Genomic DNA, 16,849 nt, shown 5'->3' on the forward strand with positions numbered 1-16,849 from the left:
TCGGTGCGTGCTGTGCACCGAACTTTATATGTACGTTTCAAAGATTAACAGGTGTCAATACATCTTGTCACTGCTTAAAACATACCAATCTAGGAAGATATTATAATAGTTAACAGATAATTTGAAAAATACGTTGACTGATAATAAAGGAGTGAATTATAATGAACGAGTAAATAGTTAACCGTTTAACTGGAGAGATTTTATGGGAGAAAAGATAACGATTCGTGATGTAGCAAAGCATGCAGGGGTGTCTGCAGCTTCAGTATCTTACGTCTTAAACGGAATTAACAAAGTATCCGATGAAACAAAAGAGCGAATTTTAACAGCGGTAAAAGAATTAAACTACGAACCAAATTTAACCGCCGTTAGTCTTTCGAAACAAAAGTCAAATATGATTGGCGTTATGTTCCCGCTTACAGATGATTCACTTTCTACTATATTTAAAGATAACCATTATTACAGCGAAATGATTAGTGGAATTGAATATGTAATCCGTAAGCATGGTTATGATCTAGTCATATCTGGAGCGAGTAGCCCAGCTGATTGCCTAAAATGGATTCGAACGAGAAATATTGATGGTCTTCTGTTTTTAGGAGCCTTCCCGCATCGATTGTATGAGAAAATGAAAGCGTTATCGAATCCGATTGTGCTAGTAGATACATACGAAAGGTACGAACGTGATTATCATCATATTTCTGTAGACGATGAGTATGGAGGATATCTAGCTACAACACATTTAGTGAATTTGGGTCACAAAGAAATTGCCTTTGTTGCTCATCACCTCGTCAATAGTCCAGTGGATAAAAAGAGGTATATAGGCTACGAGAAAGCATTAAAAGAAGCGGGCATTACACCATCAAAGACGTTTGTTTTTGAAGTGAACGAAAGTTCGTTTGATAACGGTTACAATTTAGGGAACAAGCTGCTGCAAGATCATAAGGATATTCGGGCGGTTTTTGCATCCTCTGATACGCTGGCGCTTGGAATTATGAAAGCACTGCAAGAAAAGGGGAAAAAAATTCCGCAGGACTACTCAATCGTAGGGTTTGATGACATAACGTTTAGTAGCTATGCATCTCCAAGTCTAACAACAATTCGTCAAGATGTATTTAACAAAGGAGTCGTCGCCGCGACGTCTGTTATTCAAGCAATTGAACACCGTTTCAGCACGCTGCAGCATGTGAAATTATCGGTTGAACTTATTATTCGAGATTCGACTGCTAGGCGCGGGTGAATCAGAGTAAGTTAACCGGTTAACCAAAGTTTAGCATTTATAAAAAAAGGGGATATATGTTAGCATTCACAAAAAAAGGGGATATGAAAATGATTAATGTTACAGTATGGAATGAAAATCGTCATGAACAGAAAAATCCGGTTGTAAGAGAAATTTACCCTGAAGGCATTCACGGTGCCATCGCTTCTTTTTTAGAAGAAGGAGGGTTTCGTACACACACCGCAACATTAGACGAAGTAGAACACGGGTTGACTGAAGAAGTATTAAATCAAACGGATGTTTTAGTATGGTGGGGTCATTTAGCACATGACGAAGTAAAAGATGACATCGTTGAGAAAGTAAAGCAGCGCGTGCTAGACGGTATGGGGCTTATTGTCTTACACTCAGGTCACTTTTCTAAAATTTTTAAAACGTTAATGGGCACAAGCTGCGACTTAAAATGGCGTGAAGCAGATGAAAAAGAGCGCTTGTGGGTAGTAGAACCAAGTCATCCGATTGTGGAAGGTATTGGTGAATTTATCGAGCTTGAGCGCGAAGAAATGTATGGAGAGCACTTTGATATTCCAGCACCTGATGAACTGATTTTCACGAGCTGGTTTGAAGGCGGAGAAATTTTCAGAAGCGGCTGCACGTACAAACGCGGAAACGGAAAAGTATTTTATTTCAGACCTGGACATGAAACATATCCAACATACCATAACAAAGACATTCAGCGTGTCATTATGAATGCTATTAAATGGGCGAAGCCAGCAGAGAGAAAACGTCCTGTTTACGGCAATGCGCAACCGCTTGAATCAATCGCTGTTAAAAACTAATTAATAATGCTTAAGCAAAGGGGATAGGAAAGATGGCAAAAGTAAAAATTGGCGTTATTGGGTGCGGAAGCATTGCGCAACACCGTCACTTACCAGAATATAAGATGAATGAACAAGTAGAATTAGTAGCCGTTTGCGATATAAACACAGAACGTGCAAACAGCGTAGCACAGCAGTACGGTGTAAAAGCTTACACAAACTATGAAGAACTTTTAGCAAGCAGTACAGTGGAAGCAGTGAGCGTATGTACGCCCAATTATCTTCATGCGCCTATTTCGGTTGCAGCGTTAAACAGCGGAGTTCATGTCCTATGTGAAAAGCCGATGGCAACATCAGAAGAAGAAGCGAAAGCAATGATTGAAGCAGCAAAAACAAACGGTAAAAAACTAATGATCGGACATAATCAGCGCTTTGTAGCTTCTCATCAAAAAGCTCGTGAACTTATTGAAAAAGGGGAAATCGGTAAAATTTATAGTTTCCGTACGGCTTTTGGCCACGGTGGCCCTGAAGGTTGGAGCGTGGACGGAAAAGACAGCTGGTTCTTCAAAAAAGACGAAGCGTTTATTGGGGCTATGGGGGATTTAGGCGTTCATAAAACCGATATGCTACGCTACATATTGAATGAAGAAATTGTAGAAGTGGGTGCATTTGTAGAAAGCAATGCAAAAGACTTTGCAAATGTAGACGACAATGCTGTGTGCGTATTAAAAACGGAAAGCGGGATTATCGGGACGCTTGCGGCAAGCTGGGCTTACAATGGAAAAGAAGATAACTCCACGATTGTTTACGGAGAGAAAGGGATTCTTCGTTTAGAGGACGATCCGACGTATTCATTAGTTGCACAATATGCAACGGGTGAAGTGGTGAACTATGAATTAGGGAAAATCCAGTCGAACGATGAAGGCGGACAAAGTAATTCTCACGTCATTGAACAATTTGTAGATGCAGTTGCAGAAGATAAAGAATCTCCTGTTCCTGGTGAAGAAGGATTAAAATCACTTGCTGTTATTTTAGCAGCTTTAAAATCAAGTCAAACGAAACAAATTACGCGCGTGTAAGAGGTGAAAAACGTGAGAATTGGCATAATCGGAGCAGGAGGGATTGCTGTAAGCAGGCATATCCCAGCATTCAAACAACTGGGTGATGAATGTGTGATTTGGGGGCTTAGCGATATTAATAGTGAAAGAGCCACAGAGGTAGCCAATGAGCATAATATCCCTCACGTATTTGTTGATTACAAAGATATGTTTAAAGAAGTGGATGCTGTATGTATTTGTACACCAAATAAATTTCACGCCGAGTTTGCAGTAGAAGCGTTAAAAGCAGGCGTTCACGTCCTATGTGAAAAGCCAATGGCGATGTCTAAAGAGCAAGGTGAAGAAATGCTTGCTGCTGCTAGAGAATCAGGTAAGCAGTTAGCGATTGCGTATCATTACCGATTCATGAAAGAAGCGCAGGCTGCGAAAAAAATGATGACAGAGGTAGGGCGCCCATTAGTTGCACGTGTCAGAGCAATGCGTCGCCGAAAGGTTCCCGGTTGGGGGGTATTTACGAACAAAGATCTTCAAGGAGGAGGCAGCTTAATTGATTACGGCTGCCATTTACTTGATTTAACGCTTTGGCTGATGGGAAACCCAAAGCATACTGAAGTGCTGGGAAGTACATATAATGACCTGAGTAAAACGCCTAACCAATTAAATCAATGGGGAGCATTTGATCATGAAACATTCAGCGTGGATGATCATGTAACGGCCTATATTAAATTTGAAAATGGAGCGTCGCTTCTTTTAGAAACTTCTTGGGCTGCTAATATCGAAGATGATGAAGAGCACGTAAGCATATCAGGGGTAGAGGGCGGTTTAAGCGTGTTTCCGTTTGAACTATACACGTCTAAAAACGGTATGCTCATGAACAGTACGTCACCTTGGATAGATGGAGAAGATGATTACAGCCTAAGTCAGGCTAAAAATTTCGTTGAAGCGTGTAAAGGAAATGCTGAATTAGTGGTAAAGCCACAAGAAGCGCTTCAAGTCTCAGCTATTATTGACGAAATATATCGTACAGGGGGAAATTAAAATGAAACTTGGAGTATTCACGGTCTTATTTTCGGATCTTTCTTTTGAAGAGATGTTAGATAAAGTAAAAGCAGCAGGTCTTCATGCTGTTGAAATCGGAACGGGCGGCTATCCGGGAAACAGCCATTGTCCGCTAGATGAGCTGCTTGAAGATGAAGAAAAAAGAGAAGCATATATGAAGCAGATAAAAGACCGCGGACTTACAATCAGCGCATTAAGCTGCCACGGCAATCCTATTTCACCTGAGGCAAGTTTTGCAAAAGAATCTGACGAAACGCTTCGCAAGACCATTCAACTAGCATCATTAGTAGATGTTCCAGTGGTTAACTGCTTTTCTGGAACAGCAGGAGATCACGAAGAAGCGAAGTACCCAAACTGGCCTGTTACTCCTTGGCCTAACGAGTATGGAGACGTATTGAATTGGCAATGGGAAAATAAGCTTGTTCCTTATTGGAAAGAAATTGGAGAACTAGCGGAGGAGTATAATGTAAAAATTGGTTTAGAACTTCACGGCGGATTTTTAGTTCATACTCCGTATACGCTCCTAAAGCTTCGCGAAAAAACAAGTCCAGCGATTGGCGCTAACCTTGATCCAAGTCATTTATGGTGGCAAGGAATTGATCCGGTAGGAGCTATTAAAATTTTAGCAAAAGAAAATGCAATTCATCATTTCCATGCAAAGGATACGTACTTGGACCAGGATAATATTAACATGTATGGCCTGACGGATATGCAGCCATACGGAGAAGTCCAAACGCGTGCATGGACGTTTAGATCCGTAGGATGCGGACATGATGTAAAAGAGTGGTCTGATATGATGAGTGCACTTCGCACATACGGATACGATTACGTAGTCAGCATTGAACACGAAGATCCAATCATGTCGATTGAAGAAGGATTTAAACGCGCGGTTACAAACTTACAAAGTGTATTAATTGAAGAAACTCCCTCACAAATGTGGTGGGCGTAAGCAAAAAAGAAGCATCTCTAAAAAGAGGTGCTTCTTTTATTTTCGTTAATAAATCAATTCGCCTTTTGTTCACCTGAATTTCGATACAAACGGGTGATTGGTAACCCAAAAGCGCCAAGGGTAGTCCTTCGCTTCTTCAGAATTATCAATGCCAACGCGAGGTCCGGCGGAAATCTCTGAAGGAGTGAAGCCACGAGCAATATAAAGAGGAGGGCTGGTTAAATCATGACCGTACAAATCCATTGAAACCCCTAGTGCTTTTGTTAGTTTCCCAGGACCGTTTGTCCAATTTGTTTCGTTTTCTATCCCTCTACGTCTATTTTTCATCAAATTTTTTCCGCTAAAAGGCTCAATAGCTCGAATAAGGACGCCTTCTGGACAATCGATGTCGCTGCTTACAACATTGAGTAAACAATGTGTATGCATTGTATGCGTATAGGCATGACCAGGAGGACCGAACATTACCTCCGTTCTTTTTGTGCGCCGGTTATTAAAACTATGAGCTGCTCGGTCGAAAGGCCCTTTATAAGCCTCTGTTTCTACAATAAACCCAGATGCAGTTCCTTCTGCCGTTTCGTGAACAAGAAGGCATCCTAACAGCGACTGAGCTAATTCAAGTGTAGGCTGTTGATAAAATAAAAGAGGAAGTGGTTCAATCGCTAAAAGAGAACGCGTCATTTGCTGTAGTCCATCCTTTCAAAACAGAGTCATTCACGCTGTTATGCGCACCTTTTATTATGATGTTTTCTTTATTATTTTGCAAAGGGAGGGACTGATTAATACAGTAATCTTTCTTATCCCACGTTCAAGTATTTATCATGATTCAACTCACTCTATGAAATTATTTTATTTTAAAGAATGGTTTCGTTTTGGACGTGTAGGGGGAATATTTTACTACAATGCTTCGCTTTTACTGCTGGTATGATATACACAGTTCATCCATATTTTACATGCTTTTAGTTTTAAAAAATAGTGATCCGCCTTTTCTTTATTTTCGTTCTACACATGAAAGCAAAATAAAAAGATTGAATTGTAGAAAGTTCTTTATAAATGGAAATAAAGAAATAATATCCTTCAAAGAGTATTTAAGGGATTTTAGAACATATTAAAAATAAAATTTATACACTGTGAGGAATAGCTATGAACATCCACTTTAATACATTAATGAACTTATCAATTAAACATATTTTTGGGCCTGCATCTCAAACGATCAACCATCTAACATATCATTCAAAGCAGGTTCACGACGGATCAGTATTTTTTAGTATAAAAGGTGAAAATGAAGATGGACATCAATATATTAAAGAAGCTATAGCTAGAGGAGCCGTAGCAGTCTTTGGGACAAGCATTGAGGAGCTGCGTCTCTTGAGCACTCAGTATTCTCACTGTACGTTTTTAGCTGTTGACGACGTTCGTAAAGTAATGGCGTCTTTTTCTAAAATGTATTTTGATTATACGGATGAAAAAATTGAGACAATTGGCGTTACAGGTACAAATGGTAAAACAACCGTAGCAGCTTACGTAAGGTCGCTTTTAACTCTTTTAAAATTGCCGACAGGATCGATTGGAACGACCGGCATTTGGTCATCAAAGAAGAAGTTAGTTTATAAAAAAAGTACGCCTACAACACCTGAATCGGTAGACTTGCATAAAGTTTTTTATGATTTGTATACAAGAGGCGATGAAGCGGCAGTGATGGAAGTATCTTCAATTGCGATTGATCAGCAGCGAGTAGAAAATATTTATTTTGATGTAGCCATTCATACCAACTTATCGGAAGAGCATTTAGAGTATCATAAAACGTTTGAGCACTATAAAAAATGCAAGATGAAATTATTTCAGCAGGCAAAACATGCCGTTATTAATATAGATGATCAGGACATGGGTAAAGACTTAAGCAGGCTATTTGAAGGACCTAAAGTCACGTATAGCATATTAAATAATGTGGAGGCAACTCTGCAAGCAAAAAACATTACTGTCAAAGAAGGGGGCTCTTTCTTTGATTTACTGTATAAAGGACAGTCATACAAAGTAGCAGCGCCTGTATATGGCGATTACAACATTGCTAACGTGCTAGCAGCCATTGGTACAGCTCTTCACTTTGAATACCACATTGAGGATATTATTAGCGTGCTTCCTCAATTGGAAAGTCCAGAAGGGCGCTTTCAAGTGATAGAAGGTCCCAATAACCAAAAAGTGATTTTAGACTATGCCCATACGCCTGTTGCCCTTACGCGTTTAGTAGAAGAAGTAAAAAAGATGGAGTATAACCAGCTAATTGTCATGATTGCAGGAATCGGCATTCGAGATTTTAATAAAATGCCTAAAATGGCGCGTGTCATTGAAGGAAAAGCTGATGAAATTGTCGTAACGGTTGATCATCCAGGTCATCATGATCCGAACGTAATTGTAGATCAAGTAATGACGGGTTTTTCAAATCCAAGCGCAACTAATATTCACCGCGCCCCTACTCGAATAGAAGGAGTATTAAAGTCGCTTTCTTTAGGAAAGCCGAATGATATTATTTTACTTACAAGCGGCTGTATTAACGGCGCTCAGCTTGTAAAAGGCAACGAAATTCCGCATTCTGATGAAGAAATTATTGCTTCTTATTATGCATCGTTAAGCAATATTTCCTAATACTCTTCTTCATTTATCGAATGAACGTGGAGAAATTGAAACGGCATACGAAAGAAGGTCTCTTACTATTTTTAGAGACCTTCTTTTCGCATCAAAACTATAGGCTGTTTTCTAGCAGTGTTTTTGGTTCCTCAATTTTTACATCATGTTCTTTAGCCAGCTTTTTAATAGCTGCATTGTAATCGCGTATGCCTTTTCGTGCTTCATCAAGCATAGCGTTTGCCTCAGCAATAAGGTTGCGGTCCTGCTTTTCTAAAGCGCTGACAATTTTAATAAAAGCGTTATACTGGGTATTGGCAGCCTTTATATAGCCTTCATGAACCTTTCGAAGATCGTCGGTTTCTACATCAATGTTTTCCAGTTCGTCAACAAATTTACGATAAGTAGGAATGACTTCACTCGTCATCGTATCATACATCACCGCGTCACTTGTGTAGTTAGCGCCTGTGACAGAATCGTATGCGTCAATCGCTTCTTTTTCAAGCTGAGCGGCTTTTTTTAAATCTTGATTGTTATAGTCGATTAAATCATCTTGAACAGGATCACTAAAGCAGGCGGATAATAAAAACAAAAGAGGGACAAGACAAAATAAAACCTTCTTCAATGAATTTCACCTCCGTTTAACAATGTATGAAACATCTGCTTGGCAAAGTCGGTTTTAATAACTGGAGAAAAAGAAGGGAGTGTATAAAAGGATTTTTAAAGGTCGGCAGTGAATTTATTCATAAGTCGGTTTGTAGTTGAGCACCCCTTAGTAGCAGGAAGGAAGAGAAAATGATTAAAATAACAAGAGACCACTTAACGAACAATGAAGTTATTGAACTAGTAAGTTCTCACCTTCAAGGAATGAACTTACATTCACCCCCTGAAAGTATTCATGCTCTAAATATTGAAAGCTTAAAACAACGTGATATTACGTTTTGGAGCGTGTGGGAAGACAGCCAGCTAGCAGGGTGCGGGGCTATAAAAGAGTTAGATGAGCACCACGGAGAAATTAAATCGATGCGAACAGCTACCGCCCATTTGCGGAAAGGAATTGCTAAAGAGCTGCTGCAGTACATAATAAATGAAGCACAAAAACGAGGGTACCGACGCTTAAGCTTAGAAACAGGATCCGCGTCTGCTTTTGAACCGGCTAGAAAGCTATACGCCAGTTTTGGATTTTACGAGTGCGAACCGTTTTCTACCTACAAAGAAGATCCATACAGTGTATTTATGACAAAGAAATTGAATGATTAAAAGAGGATGGGACAAAAGTATTTTAGTTGAAGGAAAATCTGAACGAGGAATCGAGATTCTTGATGGAGAATCAAACTCGTTCGGATTTTTTCATGGTTATGGTGTATGTCTCAACCTCTTTGTTTTTTGTTTTGTCCTAATTCATATAAAAAGGTATAAACTAGGTTTTCTCACTAGACAAAAAGGTTTTTCCTATGTAGTATAGGTGTCAGATAATACAAAACGAATGTTCAGTATAAATAATAAATGTGCGGGGCGGTGGAAATAGCTTGAATAAAAAAAAGCTTCAAAGTGAACAAACAAAAAGAAAAGTGGCAGATGCCGCTAAAGCATTGTTTTCTCAAAAAGGCTATAAAGCTACATCTATTGAGGAAATTGTAGAAGCTACGGGAAGCAGTAAAGGGAATATTTATTATCATTTTAAAAGCAAAGAAGGGCTTTTTCTCTATTTAATAGACGAATGGGATCTTGAGTGGGAACGAAACTGGAAAGAAAGAGAGTCTCTTTACAAAACAACAAGAGATAAGCTTTTTGGAATTGCGGAGCAAATCATTTTAGATGATTTGAATCATCCTCTTACGAAAGCCGCCGATGAGTTTTTTAACAACGAGGAAAAGGGCAGCGACATCGAAGAGCGAATTGATGAGATGGTGAAACGACACGTGGAGTTTAACCGGGAACTTTTGCAAAAAGGCATTGATGAAGGAGAGTTTTCTCCTAAAAATGCAGAACAGCTTGCAGTAGTTTTAGAAGGGCTGTTTGTTGGAATGAGCCGCATGTCTCGAAAAACGAACACGGAAAATGCCCTGCAGCTTTACCATTCAGCGATCGATGTATTTTTAAACGGAATTATAGCAAGGTCTTCTTAAATAATCGGGGATGCTTATTGCGGTAATGAGTAATCCCTCATTATTTTGTATTTTTATAGACCGAACGTTCAGTATTTTTGTAATCAGGAGGTTTATATGTCATTATTGTTAAGAAATCGAGCGGCGATTTTGCTGCTCATGCTAAATATTTTTATTATTTTTACAGGAATCGGTCTCGTTATTCCAATTATGCCAACATATATGACAGAGCTTCATATCAACGGCAGCGTGATGGGGCTTTTAGTAGCGGTGTTTTCACTAACTCAATTTCTGTTTTCACCTTTAGCGGGGCGGTTATCAGATTCGTTAGGGAGAAAGAAAATTATTGTAGCGGGAATGATTGTTTTTGCCTTGTCTGAATGGTTCTTTGGTTCAGTGAGTACACCTCTTTTATTATTTGTATCGAGAATGTTAGGCGGGGTCGGGGCCGCGCTTATTATGCCTGCTGTTATGGCCTATACAGCGGACGTGACGTCTGCTAAAGAACGTGCTAAAGGAATGGGCTATGTGACGGCGGCGATTACAACAGGATTTATTATTGGACCCGGTATTGGCGGCTTTTTAGCTGAATATGGCATGCGTGTACCATTTTATATGGCCGCAGTAGCAGGAGGCTTGGCTGCTGTGATTACGCTTTTTGTTTTGCCAGAGTCTCGTCCTGTACAAAATCATGCTGTTTCAAACAATGAGAATCCAAAAGAAGAGGGGCTGCTACTGCAGCTTATGAATTCCTATAAAGAACCTTATTTTTTAAGTTTAATTATTGTTTTTGTGACATCATTTGGATTATCCAATTATGAAACGATTTTTTCACTATTTGTTGATCATAAATTTAGCTTTACGCCAAAAGATATTGCGTTTGTTATTACGTTTGGCTCTATTGCGGGGGCTGTAGTGCAGGTTACGATTTTTGGCTGGATTTTAAATAAGTTTGGTGAAAAAAGAGTGATTTCGTTTTGCTTGATGATGACGGGGCTTTTTATTTTACTTACGCTATTTGTGCACACGTACTGGCTTATTATTGTTGTGACATTCATCGTCTTTTTAGCAACAGATATTTTACGTCCGGCAATCAGCACGCAAATGTCGATGATGGCACAAGACGACCAAGGGTATGTAGCCGGACTAAATTCTGCTTATACAAGTCTTGGGAATATTATTGGACCCGTTGTAGCAGGCTTTCTCTTTGATATAAACATTAATTACCCGTACGTATCAGCTGCACTTGTACTGCTGCTTTGTTTTCTTTTATCTTTAAGAGCAGGGAAGGACAGAAAAACAGCTGTGAGAAATCAAGCGGTTCAAGAGAAATAACCATAAGGAAAAAATGATAGAATTCTTAGGGAATAGAAGACCTCTAGTAGCTTACTAGAGGTCTTTTGATTATTTTTTTAGGAAATGTGTAAGGTTCACAACGCCACTCAGCCTATAGAGAAGCTTTATTTTATCGGCAAAACAGTGAAATGGTTGCAAATAAAAAAGGTTAATAGTAAACTTTAAACGTAACAAGAATAGTATGGGAGCTTGCGCGGGGCAGGCTGAGAGTACAGGGACGCCTGTTGACCATTTGAACCTGTTGGATAATGCCAGCGCAGGGAATGTGAGTACATACCAAAGCACTTTGCGCATGCAAGGTGCTTTTTTGTCTTTTTTTTTGCAGTGTTAAAACTAAATGAAAAGAGTGAGAGAATATGGATATTAGTAAAATTTCAGCTCAATTAGAAAAAGTAAGAGATACAAGTCCGCTTGTTCATAATATTACGAATGTTGTGGTAACCAATTTTACTGCAAATGGACTGCTTGCACTAGGAGCTTCACCTGTTATGGCTTATGCGAAGGAAGAAGTGGCTGACATGGCACGAATCGCCGGAGCGCTTGTTTTAAATATGGGTACACTGACGGCTCAAGAAGTAGAAGCGATGAGAATAGCAGGAAAATCAGCAAATGAAAATGGCGTGCCGGTTATTTTCGATCCTGTAGGAGCCGGAGCGACACCGTTTCGTACAGAAGTAGCACGTCAGCTTGTAGAAGAATTAAATATTGCAGTTATTCGTGGTAACGCTGCTGAAGTTGCGAATGTAGTAGGCGAGTCATGGCTCATCAAAGGCGTTGATTCATTAGAAGGGCAAGGAGACGTCATTGAACTTGCTGAGAAAGCAGCGAACAAATTAGATACAGTGATTGTTATCACGGGTAAACAAGATGTAATCACAGATGGAAACACAACGTATACAGTAGACAACGGTCACCCGTTATTTACGAAAGTGACGGGTACTGGATGTCTGCTGACATCAATTATAGGAGCTTTCGCTGCTGTAGAAAAAGAATATGTCGAGGCAAGCGTTGCTGCTTTAAGTTTTTACGGAGTGGCAGGTGAGATCGCCGCAGCGAAAAAAGGTGAAGAAGGGCCGGGAAGCTTTCAAATTGAGCTGTTAAACCAGCTTCATCTTTTATCAGGGCAGGATATTGAATCATATGCAAGAGTACATCAACGTTAAAAGGAGCCGGAAAATGACAAACGAAGAAATCAAAAAGCTGCTGCAAGTTTATTTTATAATGGGCAGCAATAACTGTAAAAAAGATCCGAAAGAAGTGTTGAAAGAAGCAATTGAAGGCGGCGTTACCGTGTTTCAATTCCGTGAAAAAGGCGAGGGTGCCTTAACAGGAGAAGCGAAATATCAGCTGGCGAAGGAACTTCAGCAAATTTGTCAGCAGCACAGCGTTCCTTTTGTTGTGAATGATGATCTTGACTTAGCGATCCGCTTACAAGCAGATGGCGTTCATATTGGACAAGAAGATGAAAAAGCTCATATTGTTCGAGAGAAGATAGGAAAAGGAATTGTGGGCGTCTCTGTTCATAATGTACAAGAGCTGCAGCAAGCGATAAAAGACGGAGCGGATTATGTAGGAATGGGACCTGTTTTTCCTACTTCTACAAAAAAAGACGCAAAAGCAGTGCAAGGTACAAAATTAATTGAAGAAGTGCGAAACCAGAATATTGACTTTCCAATTGTAGGAATCGGTGGCATCACGCCTGAAAATGCCAAACAAGTAGTAGAGGCAGGTGCAGATGGCGTTTCTATTATTACCGCGATTAGCTTAGCAGCGTCTCCAAAAGAAAAAGCAGCTCAATTGAAAGAAGCGGTAGAAAAATAAAAAAAGCGCACACTGTGCGCTTTTTTATTATAGCTGAACAGTTTGAGGAGTTTCTTCGCCTTCGTTCATGAAGCGAATTTCGTTCGGCGTAATTTCAAGAACAACATACTCAGGGGCATTTGGACCGTCAAACCATTCTTTCATGTGATCGTTCCATATACGACCTTTTAATTGATCACCAGTACGAAGAACAGCTGTACCAGATAATTCTAAGTATTGATCCCCATATCCTTCGCCGCTGTAGCCCAATAGTACGTGCACGTTCGGATTGGCTTCGATTTCTTCTGCCTTATGTGTATTGATATTTGTTGGTGTGTAAAGAGCGATACCATCTTCATCGCTAAAGAATGTCATATAGCGAGAGTGGGGTTTGTTGTTTACAACTGTAGCTAATGTTCCTACACGATTTCCTTCTAATACTTCGTTTACTTTTTTAGCAATTTTTTGTTCATTCATTTTATCCATCTCCTTTATTACTTTTTATGTTCCTCAATCGAAGATAAATAAAACATACATGTCTAAAAAAAATATAAGTTAACAATAAAATAATTATGTAAACTAGTAAAATGAAAAATAAAAAAAGCTAGCTACAGCTAACTAAAAAATAAGCCCGCACTGCCGTAACCCTAAGTGTCTTAAATACCCAGATCTACTAGGTGGGTGCCCTCATAGCCGGGTTTAGCGTCCCAGGAAGGGCGTGCTATCTGCAGCTAAATTTTGAGCTCCCTTTTAACACTCAAAGGTTTAAGACAACATGAGTATACGCACAGCGCAGGTATGTATAACAAATGTAAATAAGATGCCGATATATAAATGTTTTCTAATTAATCAACTTTCATCGTACAAGAAATGATTATAACGGAATAATGAATGGAACGCAACACTTTTATTTAAAGTTTTTCTTCTCTAACATCTTGGCGGGGAAGCAGTAACAAAATAAGAAAAGGGCCCGCAACTGGAATGAAACATAAAAGAAGGTAAGGCCGGGATGCTATCCTTTCTTTTGTCATAACGGAGTAAGAAAGCCACGTCAAAACAAAAAAATCAGCGGTCATCACGCTAACAAGCTGTGACTGCATAAAAGCATCTCCATAAGCTTTTATTGAACCTACGGATAGTCCGTATACGTAACCTGCAAACGTGAGCGCTAAGCATAGTCCAATCCATAGACGAGAAGAAATGATAGCAATGAAACGTGAAGAAATACGCGAACGTGTTCGAACTTTTTGTCCTTTCCAATGATAATAGAACAAAAGAGAAAAAGCTCCAAGCGCAAATGATAGAAGAGAAAATGGCCATCCAGGCAGTTTGTATGTATCTTTTTACAGATCATTACCATAAACAATACTGGGAAAAGTCCTAAAAAAGAGAATACCATAACCACGAGCGGATCTACCTGTTGGAAATTTCCTGTGATAAGGTTTTTAAACAGCAAATCATTAGCGGCGCTTGCTCCCGGAGCTAGCAGCAAGGTGTATAGTACAAGCATAGCCCATACAATGATATACATATTCTCAACTCCTTTTAATTGTTTTAGTAAAAACCCTTTCAGTATATTTCCCCGTCTTGTGACGAAGGGAAACGCTTGAAACTCTTCTTTAATTAGGTGTAATATTACACTAAAGAAATGTGCGTGTATAGAAAGAAAGGGCTGTGAAAATGAATAAACAAGAAGTGACTAAATCAGTATCGGATAAAATACGATTAATTCGTTTAGAAAGAAACTATTCACAAGACAGAATGGCTGAAGTCATTGGTATTTCAAAAAAAACATTGGTTCAAATTGAAAAAGGGCGCACGGAAGCAGGGTGGACGACCACTGTTGCAGTATGCGGTTTGTTTGGTGACAGTGAAATCCTTCAATCGGTTTTAGGAGATGTTCCTTTAGAAGTAGTAGAAATCATTGCTCATAACGGCGTATCTTCTCCAAAAGATAAAACGCTCGGAGGAAGAGTATGGTGGAAAGAAATTCAGAAAGAAGGCTCTTTTCGTCTGCAGCAAAATATGATTAGTCAGCACTATCGCATTTTAGATGACCAAGACTATCGATGGTTTAGTTCATTTGATAAAAGCGAAGCGGTAAAAAGGTTTGAAGAATTAACGAAGAAATAAAAAACAAGCACTTGCTTTCAAGTGCTTGTTACTGATTCATTAACGTACCGGATGAAGGGCGGTTGAACCAATTCCATAGCTCTACATCTCCAAGTGACGCATATGTGATCGACGGATCATTTTTTAATTTCAGAAGTTTTTTTGTAGGCCCTGTAATCACAACGCCGTACACACCGACGCCATGTTTTTTCACATAAGAATATCGCTGCTTTAGCAACAGATCGGAATGGTCTAGCTGACGAACTTTTTGGACCGTTTCTTCATTATCGGCTAATAGTTTCATCATGTTTAAAACGTTCGACTTGCTAGTAGAGTGAGTTTGATTTCCTTTGTGATCGTAAGGTAAGTCTAAAAACTCTGGAAAGCCAAATGTTGACGTTAAGTCAATTAATGGCTCATCTTTTGTGCTTGTTTTTTGTTCGTGTCCTGTATTAAGCGCGTACCAAGAGGTAGAAAAATCACGGCTGTCGATGGCGTTCATTTTTTGCTGAACTTCTTTTAGCGAATACGTATCATCAAAAGAAATAGCCACTTCGCTTACCGTTCCTTTTGGTAGATTTTCTAACGCTTTCCATGTTTCGTTTGTCCATTCCTTATACTCTTTTGCATGCTGTTTTAGTTTTTTGGGATCAGGATAGACAAAAGAAAGGTTAAGGTCGTATTTGCCGCCAGAAAATTCTTTTTCTACACCGCTTGTTTTATCAAACAGCTGATGAAATGTAAACGTCCCAATGGCCTGCTCTTCACGTCCGATTTGCTTATAAGCTTCCATTTGCGACTGCATGCGGAAAAAGGACTGTGTATCAGAAGTGGTTTCACGTATATGAACGTTCGGAAAAGCAGATTCGATAGCCGCTTGATTCACGCTGTTTATGTATTCGGTTTTTGATTGATGATAATATACAATAGATAAAAAGTTGCCGATTATCCATAGCAGAACGACAGAACTAATGACAGTTGTCACATTTGAAAGGCGCTGCTTCCATTTGGCGATATAAATGGACTTTTTAACTTTTTTATTATCCAACATCGTATCGTCACTTAGTGAAGTAGCTGATGAAGTTGGCGATAACGGTTCATCTTCGGTTAGCAAGTGCTCCAAATGAGCTGAGCATGCTTCACAATTTTCCGTATGTTCTTCAAGTGTTTCTGCTTCTTTGTCTGTCAAAGTGCCGTTTTTATATTTTTCCCATTGATGCTTCATATCTTGACAGCTCATCCGTCCTCTTCCTTTCTTTTTTTCAATTGTTGACGACCACGATACAAGTCCATTTTCACTTTTGACAGAGTATAGCCAGTCATTTCTGCAATCTCTTCATATGTGAAGCCGTGATAATCTCGTAACAGTACAATATTCTGCTTAGCCGGAGGCAAAGCAGATACATCAGAAAGCCAGCCGTCGATTTCACTTTGAATCATCACTTGTTCTTCAGCACTTGGCTGAGGAGTAAAGTGCCATTCTTCTATTTCGACAGTAGGGCGTTTTTTTTCTTTTCGATACCAGTCAATAAAGGCGTGATAAGCAATTTTGAACAGCCAAGGCTTCACTTCCTCGCCTTTATATGTTTCTAAGTGTAAAAGTGCCCGGTAAAAGGTCTCCTGCATTAAATCTTCCGCTGATTCTTTTCTGCGAGTAAGAGAGAGAAGATAGCGCAGCAAATCATGCATGTGCTGTTTATAAATGTGTTCAAAGTTATGCTGTTGTGCCATTTTCTCCCCCTTTCATTTAATCAACGCAA

At 39.5% G+C, this 16,849-nt stretch carries 18 protein-coding genes, 1 other RNA gene and 1 riboswitch; of the genes, 12 read left to right on the top strand and 7 right to left on the bottom strand.

Going from position 1 to position 16,849, the window contains the following annotated elements:
- Positions 1-202 precede the first annotated feature (202 nt).
- The 5 genes from Q5794_RS11355 to Q5794_RS11375 all read left to right on the top strand — a co-directional run bounded on the left by Q5794_RS11355 (position 203) and on the right by Q5794_RS11375 (position 5,094).
- A complete protein-coding gene (locus Q5794_RS11355) occupies positions 203-1,234 on the top strand; it encodes a LacI family DNA-binding transcriptional regulator (protein WP_057236946.1) in 1,032 nt (343 codons plus the stop codon).
- 89 nt (positions 1,235-1,323) lie between these two features.
- The gene (locus tag Q5794_RS11360) at positions 1,324-2,049 is read left to right on the top strand and encodes a ThuA domain-containing protein (protein ID WP_013056851.1); all 726 of its coding nucleotides are present in this window, start codon (positions 1,324-1,326) and stop codon (positions 2,047-2,049) included.
- A 32-nt stretch (positions 2,050-2,081) separates the two neighbouring features.
- Positions 2,082-3,107: a Gfo/Idh/MocA family protein gene (locus Q5794_RS11365; protein ID WP_192997316.1), complete on the top strand. Its 1,026-nt coding sequence runs from the start codon at positions 2,082-2,084 to the stop codon at positions 3,105-3,107.
- Positions 3,108-3,119: 12 nt separating this feature from the next.
- On the top strand, positions 3,120-4,124 hold the full coding sequence (locus Q5794_RS11370) for a Gfo/Idh/MocA family protein (RefSeq protein WP_013056853.1): 1,005 nt from the start codon (positions 3,120-3,122) through the stop codon (positions 4,122-4,124).
- A 1-nt stretch (position 4,125) separates the two neighbouring features.
- On the top strand, positions 4,126-5,094 hold the full coding sequence (locus Q5794_RS11375) for a sugar phosphate isomerase/epimerase (RefSeq protein ID WP_214987102.1): 969 nt from the start codon (positions 4,126-4,128) through the stop codon (positions 5,092-5,094).
- Positions 5,095-5,163: 69 nt separating this feature from the next.
- Here the strand turns inward: Q5794_RS11375 and Q5794_RS11380 are convergent, their stop codons facing one another.
- Positions 5,164-5,772: a DNA-3-methyladenine glycosylase gene (locus tag Q5794_RS11380; protein WP_214987101.1), complete on the bottom strand. Its 609-nt coding sequence runs from the start codon at positions 5,770-5,772 to the stop codon at positions 5,164-5,166.
- A gap of 462 nt (positions 5,773-6,234) precedes the next feature.
- Here Q5794_RS11380 and Q5794_RS11385 point away from each other — a divergent pair, with 462 nt between their 5' ends.
- Entirely contained in the window at positions 6,235-7,734 is a 1,500-nt protein-coding gene (locus Q5794_RS11385) for a UDP-N-acetylmuramoyl-L-alanyl-D-glutamate--2,6-diaminopimelate ligase (RefSeq protein ID WP_214987100.1), read from the top strand.
- A gap of 97 nt (positions 7,735-7,831) precedes the next feature.
- Here the strand turns inward: Q5794_RS11385 and Q5794_RS11390 are convergent, their stop codons facing one another.
- Positions 7,832-8,338 carry a hypothetical protein gene (locus Q5794_RS11390; RefSeq protein ID WP_374989107.1) on the bottom strand — a complete coding sequence of 169 codons (507 nt, stop codon included), beginning with the start codon at positions 8,336-8,338 and terminating at the stop codon, positions 7,832-7,834.
- Between the two features lie 170 nt (positions 8,339-8,508).
- Between Q5794_RS11390 and Q5794_RS11395 the strand changes: the two genes are divergently transcribed.
- The 5 genes from Q5794_RS11395 (at position 8,509) to thiE (ending at position 12,998) form a co-directional block, all read left to right on the top strand.
- A complete protein-coding gene (locus Q5794_RS11395; RefSeq protein ID WP_214987099.1) occupies positions 8,509-8,973 on the top strand; it encodes a GNAT family N-acetyltransferase in 465 nt (154 codons plus the stop codon).
- A gap of 269 nt (positions 8,974-9,242) precedes the next feature.
- Positions 9,243-9,842, top strand: a complete 600-nt coding sequence (locus Q5794_RS11400) for a TetR/AcrR family transcriptional regulator (protein WP_057236932.1) — start codon at positions 9,243-9,245, stop codon at positions 9,840-9,842.
- A gap of 96 nt (positions 9,843-9,938) precedes the next feature.
- Positions 9,939-11,156: an MFS transporter gene (locus tag Q5794_RS11405; RefSeq protein ID WP_328245128.1), complete on the top strand. Its 1,218-nt coding sequence runs from the start codon at positions 9,939-9,941 to the stop codon at positions 11,154-11,156.
- 192 nt (positions 11,157-11,348) lie between these two features.
- Positions 11,349-11,457: riboswitch (TPP riboswitch) on the top strand.
- Between the two features lie 76 nt (positions 11,458-11,533).
- A complete protein-coding gene (gene thiM, locus Q5794_RS11410; RefSeq protein ID WP_013056862.1) occupies positions 11,534-12,340 on the top strand; it encodes a hydroxyethylthiazole kinase in 807 nt (268 codons plus the stop codon).
- A 13-nt stretch (positions 12,341-12,353) separates the two neighbouring features.
- Positions 12,354-12,998 (top strand): thiamine phosphate synthase, encoded by a 645-nt coding sequence (gene thiE, locus Q5794_RS11415; protein ID WP_192997324.1) that lies wholly within the window; start codon positions 12,354-12,356, stop codon positions 12,996-12,998.
- A gap of 27 nt (positions 12,999-13,025) precedes the next feature.
- Here thiE and Q5794_RS11420 read toward each other — a convergent pair whose 3' ends face one another.
- From Q5794_RS11420 to Q5794_RS11430, 3 genes are all read right to left on the bottom strand, one after another.
- A complete protein-coding gene (locus tag Q5794_RS11420; protein WP_374989108.1) occupies positions 13,026-13,454 on the bottom strand; it encodes a pyridoxamine 5'-phosphate oxidase family protein in 429 nt (142 codons plus the stop codon).
- A gap of 147 nt (positions 13,455-13,601) precedes the next feature.
- Positions 13,602-13,779: non-coding RNA, 6S RNA (ssrS, locus tag Q5794_RS11425), on the bottom strand.
- A 109-nt stretch (positions 13,780-13,888) separates the two neighbouring features.
- Positions 13,889-14,251: a hypothetical protein gene (locus Q5794_RS11430; RefSeq protein WP_251034114.1), complete on the bottom strand. Its 363-nt coding sequence runs from the start codon at positions 14,249-14,251 to the stop codon at positions 13,889-13,891.
- A gap of 406 nt (positions 14,252-14,657) precedes the next feature.
- Between Q5794_RS11430 and Q5794_RS11435 the strand changes: the two genes are divergently transcribed.
- The gene (locus Q5794_RS11435) at positions 14,658-15,110 is read left to right on the top strand and encodes a helix-turn-helix transcriptional regulator (RefSeq protein ID WP_192997325.1); all 453 of its coding nucleotides are present in this window, start codon (positions 14,658-14,660) and stop codon (positions 15,108-15,110) included.
- 28 nt (positions 15,111-15,138) lie between these two features.
- Here Q5794_RS11435 and Q5794_RS11440 read toward each other — a convergent pair whose 3' ends face one another.
- Positions 15,139-16,329, bottom strand: a complete 1,191-nt coding sequence (locus tag Q5794_RS11440; protein WP_374989109.1) for an anti-sigma factor — start codon at positions 16,327-16,329, stop codon at positions 15,139-15,141.
- Positions 16,326-16,820, bottom strand: a complete 495-nt coding sequence (locus tag Q5794_RS11445) for an RNA polymerase sigma factor (protein ID WP_016763958.1) — start codon at positions 16,818-16,820, stop codon at positions 16,326-16,328. The genes Q5794_RS11440 and Q5794_RS11445 overlap by 4 nt, the downstream gene beginning before the upstream one ends.
- Positions 16,821-16,849: the final 29 nt, after the last annotated feature.

The sequence above is a fragment of the Priestia megaterium genome (assembly GCF_041941685.1).
Taxonomy (GTDB): domain Bacteria; phylum Bacillota; class Bacilli; order Bacillales; family Bacillaceae_H; genus Priestia; species Priestia megaterium_C.

What these genes read in the sequence shown, in the direction of transcription:
- Q5794_RS11355 (WP_057236946.1), top strand. Translation starts at nt 203, where the DNA reads ATGGGAGAAAAGATAACGATTCGTGATGTAGCAAAGCATGCAGGGGTG.
- Q5794_RS11360 (WP_013056851.1), top strand. Translation starts at nt 1,324, where the DNA reads ATGATTAATGTTACAGTATGGAATGAAAATCGTCATGAACAGAAAAAT.
- Q5794_RS11365 (WP_192997316.1), top strand. Translation starts at nt 2,082, where the DNA reads ATGGCAAAAGTAAAAATTGGCGTTATTGGGTGCGGAAGCATTGCGCAA.
- Q5794_RS11375 (WP_214987102.1), top strand. Translation starts at nt 4,126, where the DNA reads ATGAAACTTGGAGTATTCACGGTCTTATTTTCGGATCTTTCTTTTGAA.
- Q5794_RS11380 (WP_214987101.1), bottom strand. Translation starts at nt 5,772, where the DNA reads ATGACGCGTTCTCTTTTAGCGATTGAACCACTTCCTCTTTTATTTTAT.
- Q5794_RS11385 (WP_214987100.1), top strand. Translation starts at nt 6,235, where the DNA reads ATGAACATCCACTTTAATACATTAATGAACTTATCAATTAAACATATT.
- Q5794_RS11395 (WP_214987099.1), top strand. Translation starts at nt 8,509, where the DNA reads ATGATTAAAATAACAAGAGACCACTTAACGAACAATGAAGTTATTGAA.
- Q5794_RS11405 (WP_328245128.1), top strand. Translation starts at nt 9,939, where the DNA reads ATGTCATTATTGTTAAGAAATCGAGCGGCGATTTTGCTGCTCATGCTA.
- thiM (WP_013056862.1), top strand. Translation starts at nt 11,534, where the DNA reads ATGGATATTAGTAAAATTTCAGCTCAATTAGAAAAAGTAAGAGATACA.
- thiE (WP_192997324.1), top strand. Translation starts at nt 12,354, where the DNA reads ATGACAAACGAAGAAATCAAAAAGCTGCTGCAAGTTTATTTTATAATG.
- Q5794_RS11420 (WP_374989108.1), bottom strand. Translation starts at nt 13,454, where the DNA reads ATGAATGAACAAAAAATTGCTAAAAAAGTAAACGAAGTATTAGAAGGA.
- Q5794_RS11435 (WP_192997325.1), top strand. Translation starts at nt 14,658, where the DNA reads ATGAATAAACAAGAAGTGACTAAATCAGTATCGGATAAAATACGATTA.
- Q5794_RS11440 (WP_374989109.1), bottom strand. Translation starts at nt 16,329, where the DNA reads ATGAGCTGTCAAGATATGAAGCATCAATGGGAAAAATATAAAAACGGC.
- Q5794_RS11445 (WP_016763958.1), bottom strand. Translation starts at nt 16,820, where the DNA reads ATGGCACAACAGCATAACTTTGAACACATTTATAAACAGCACATGCAT.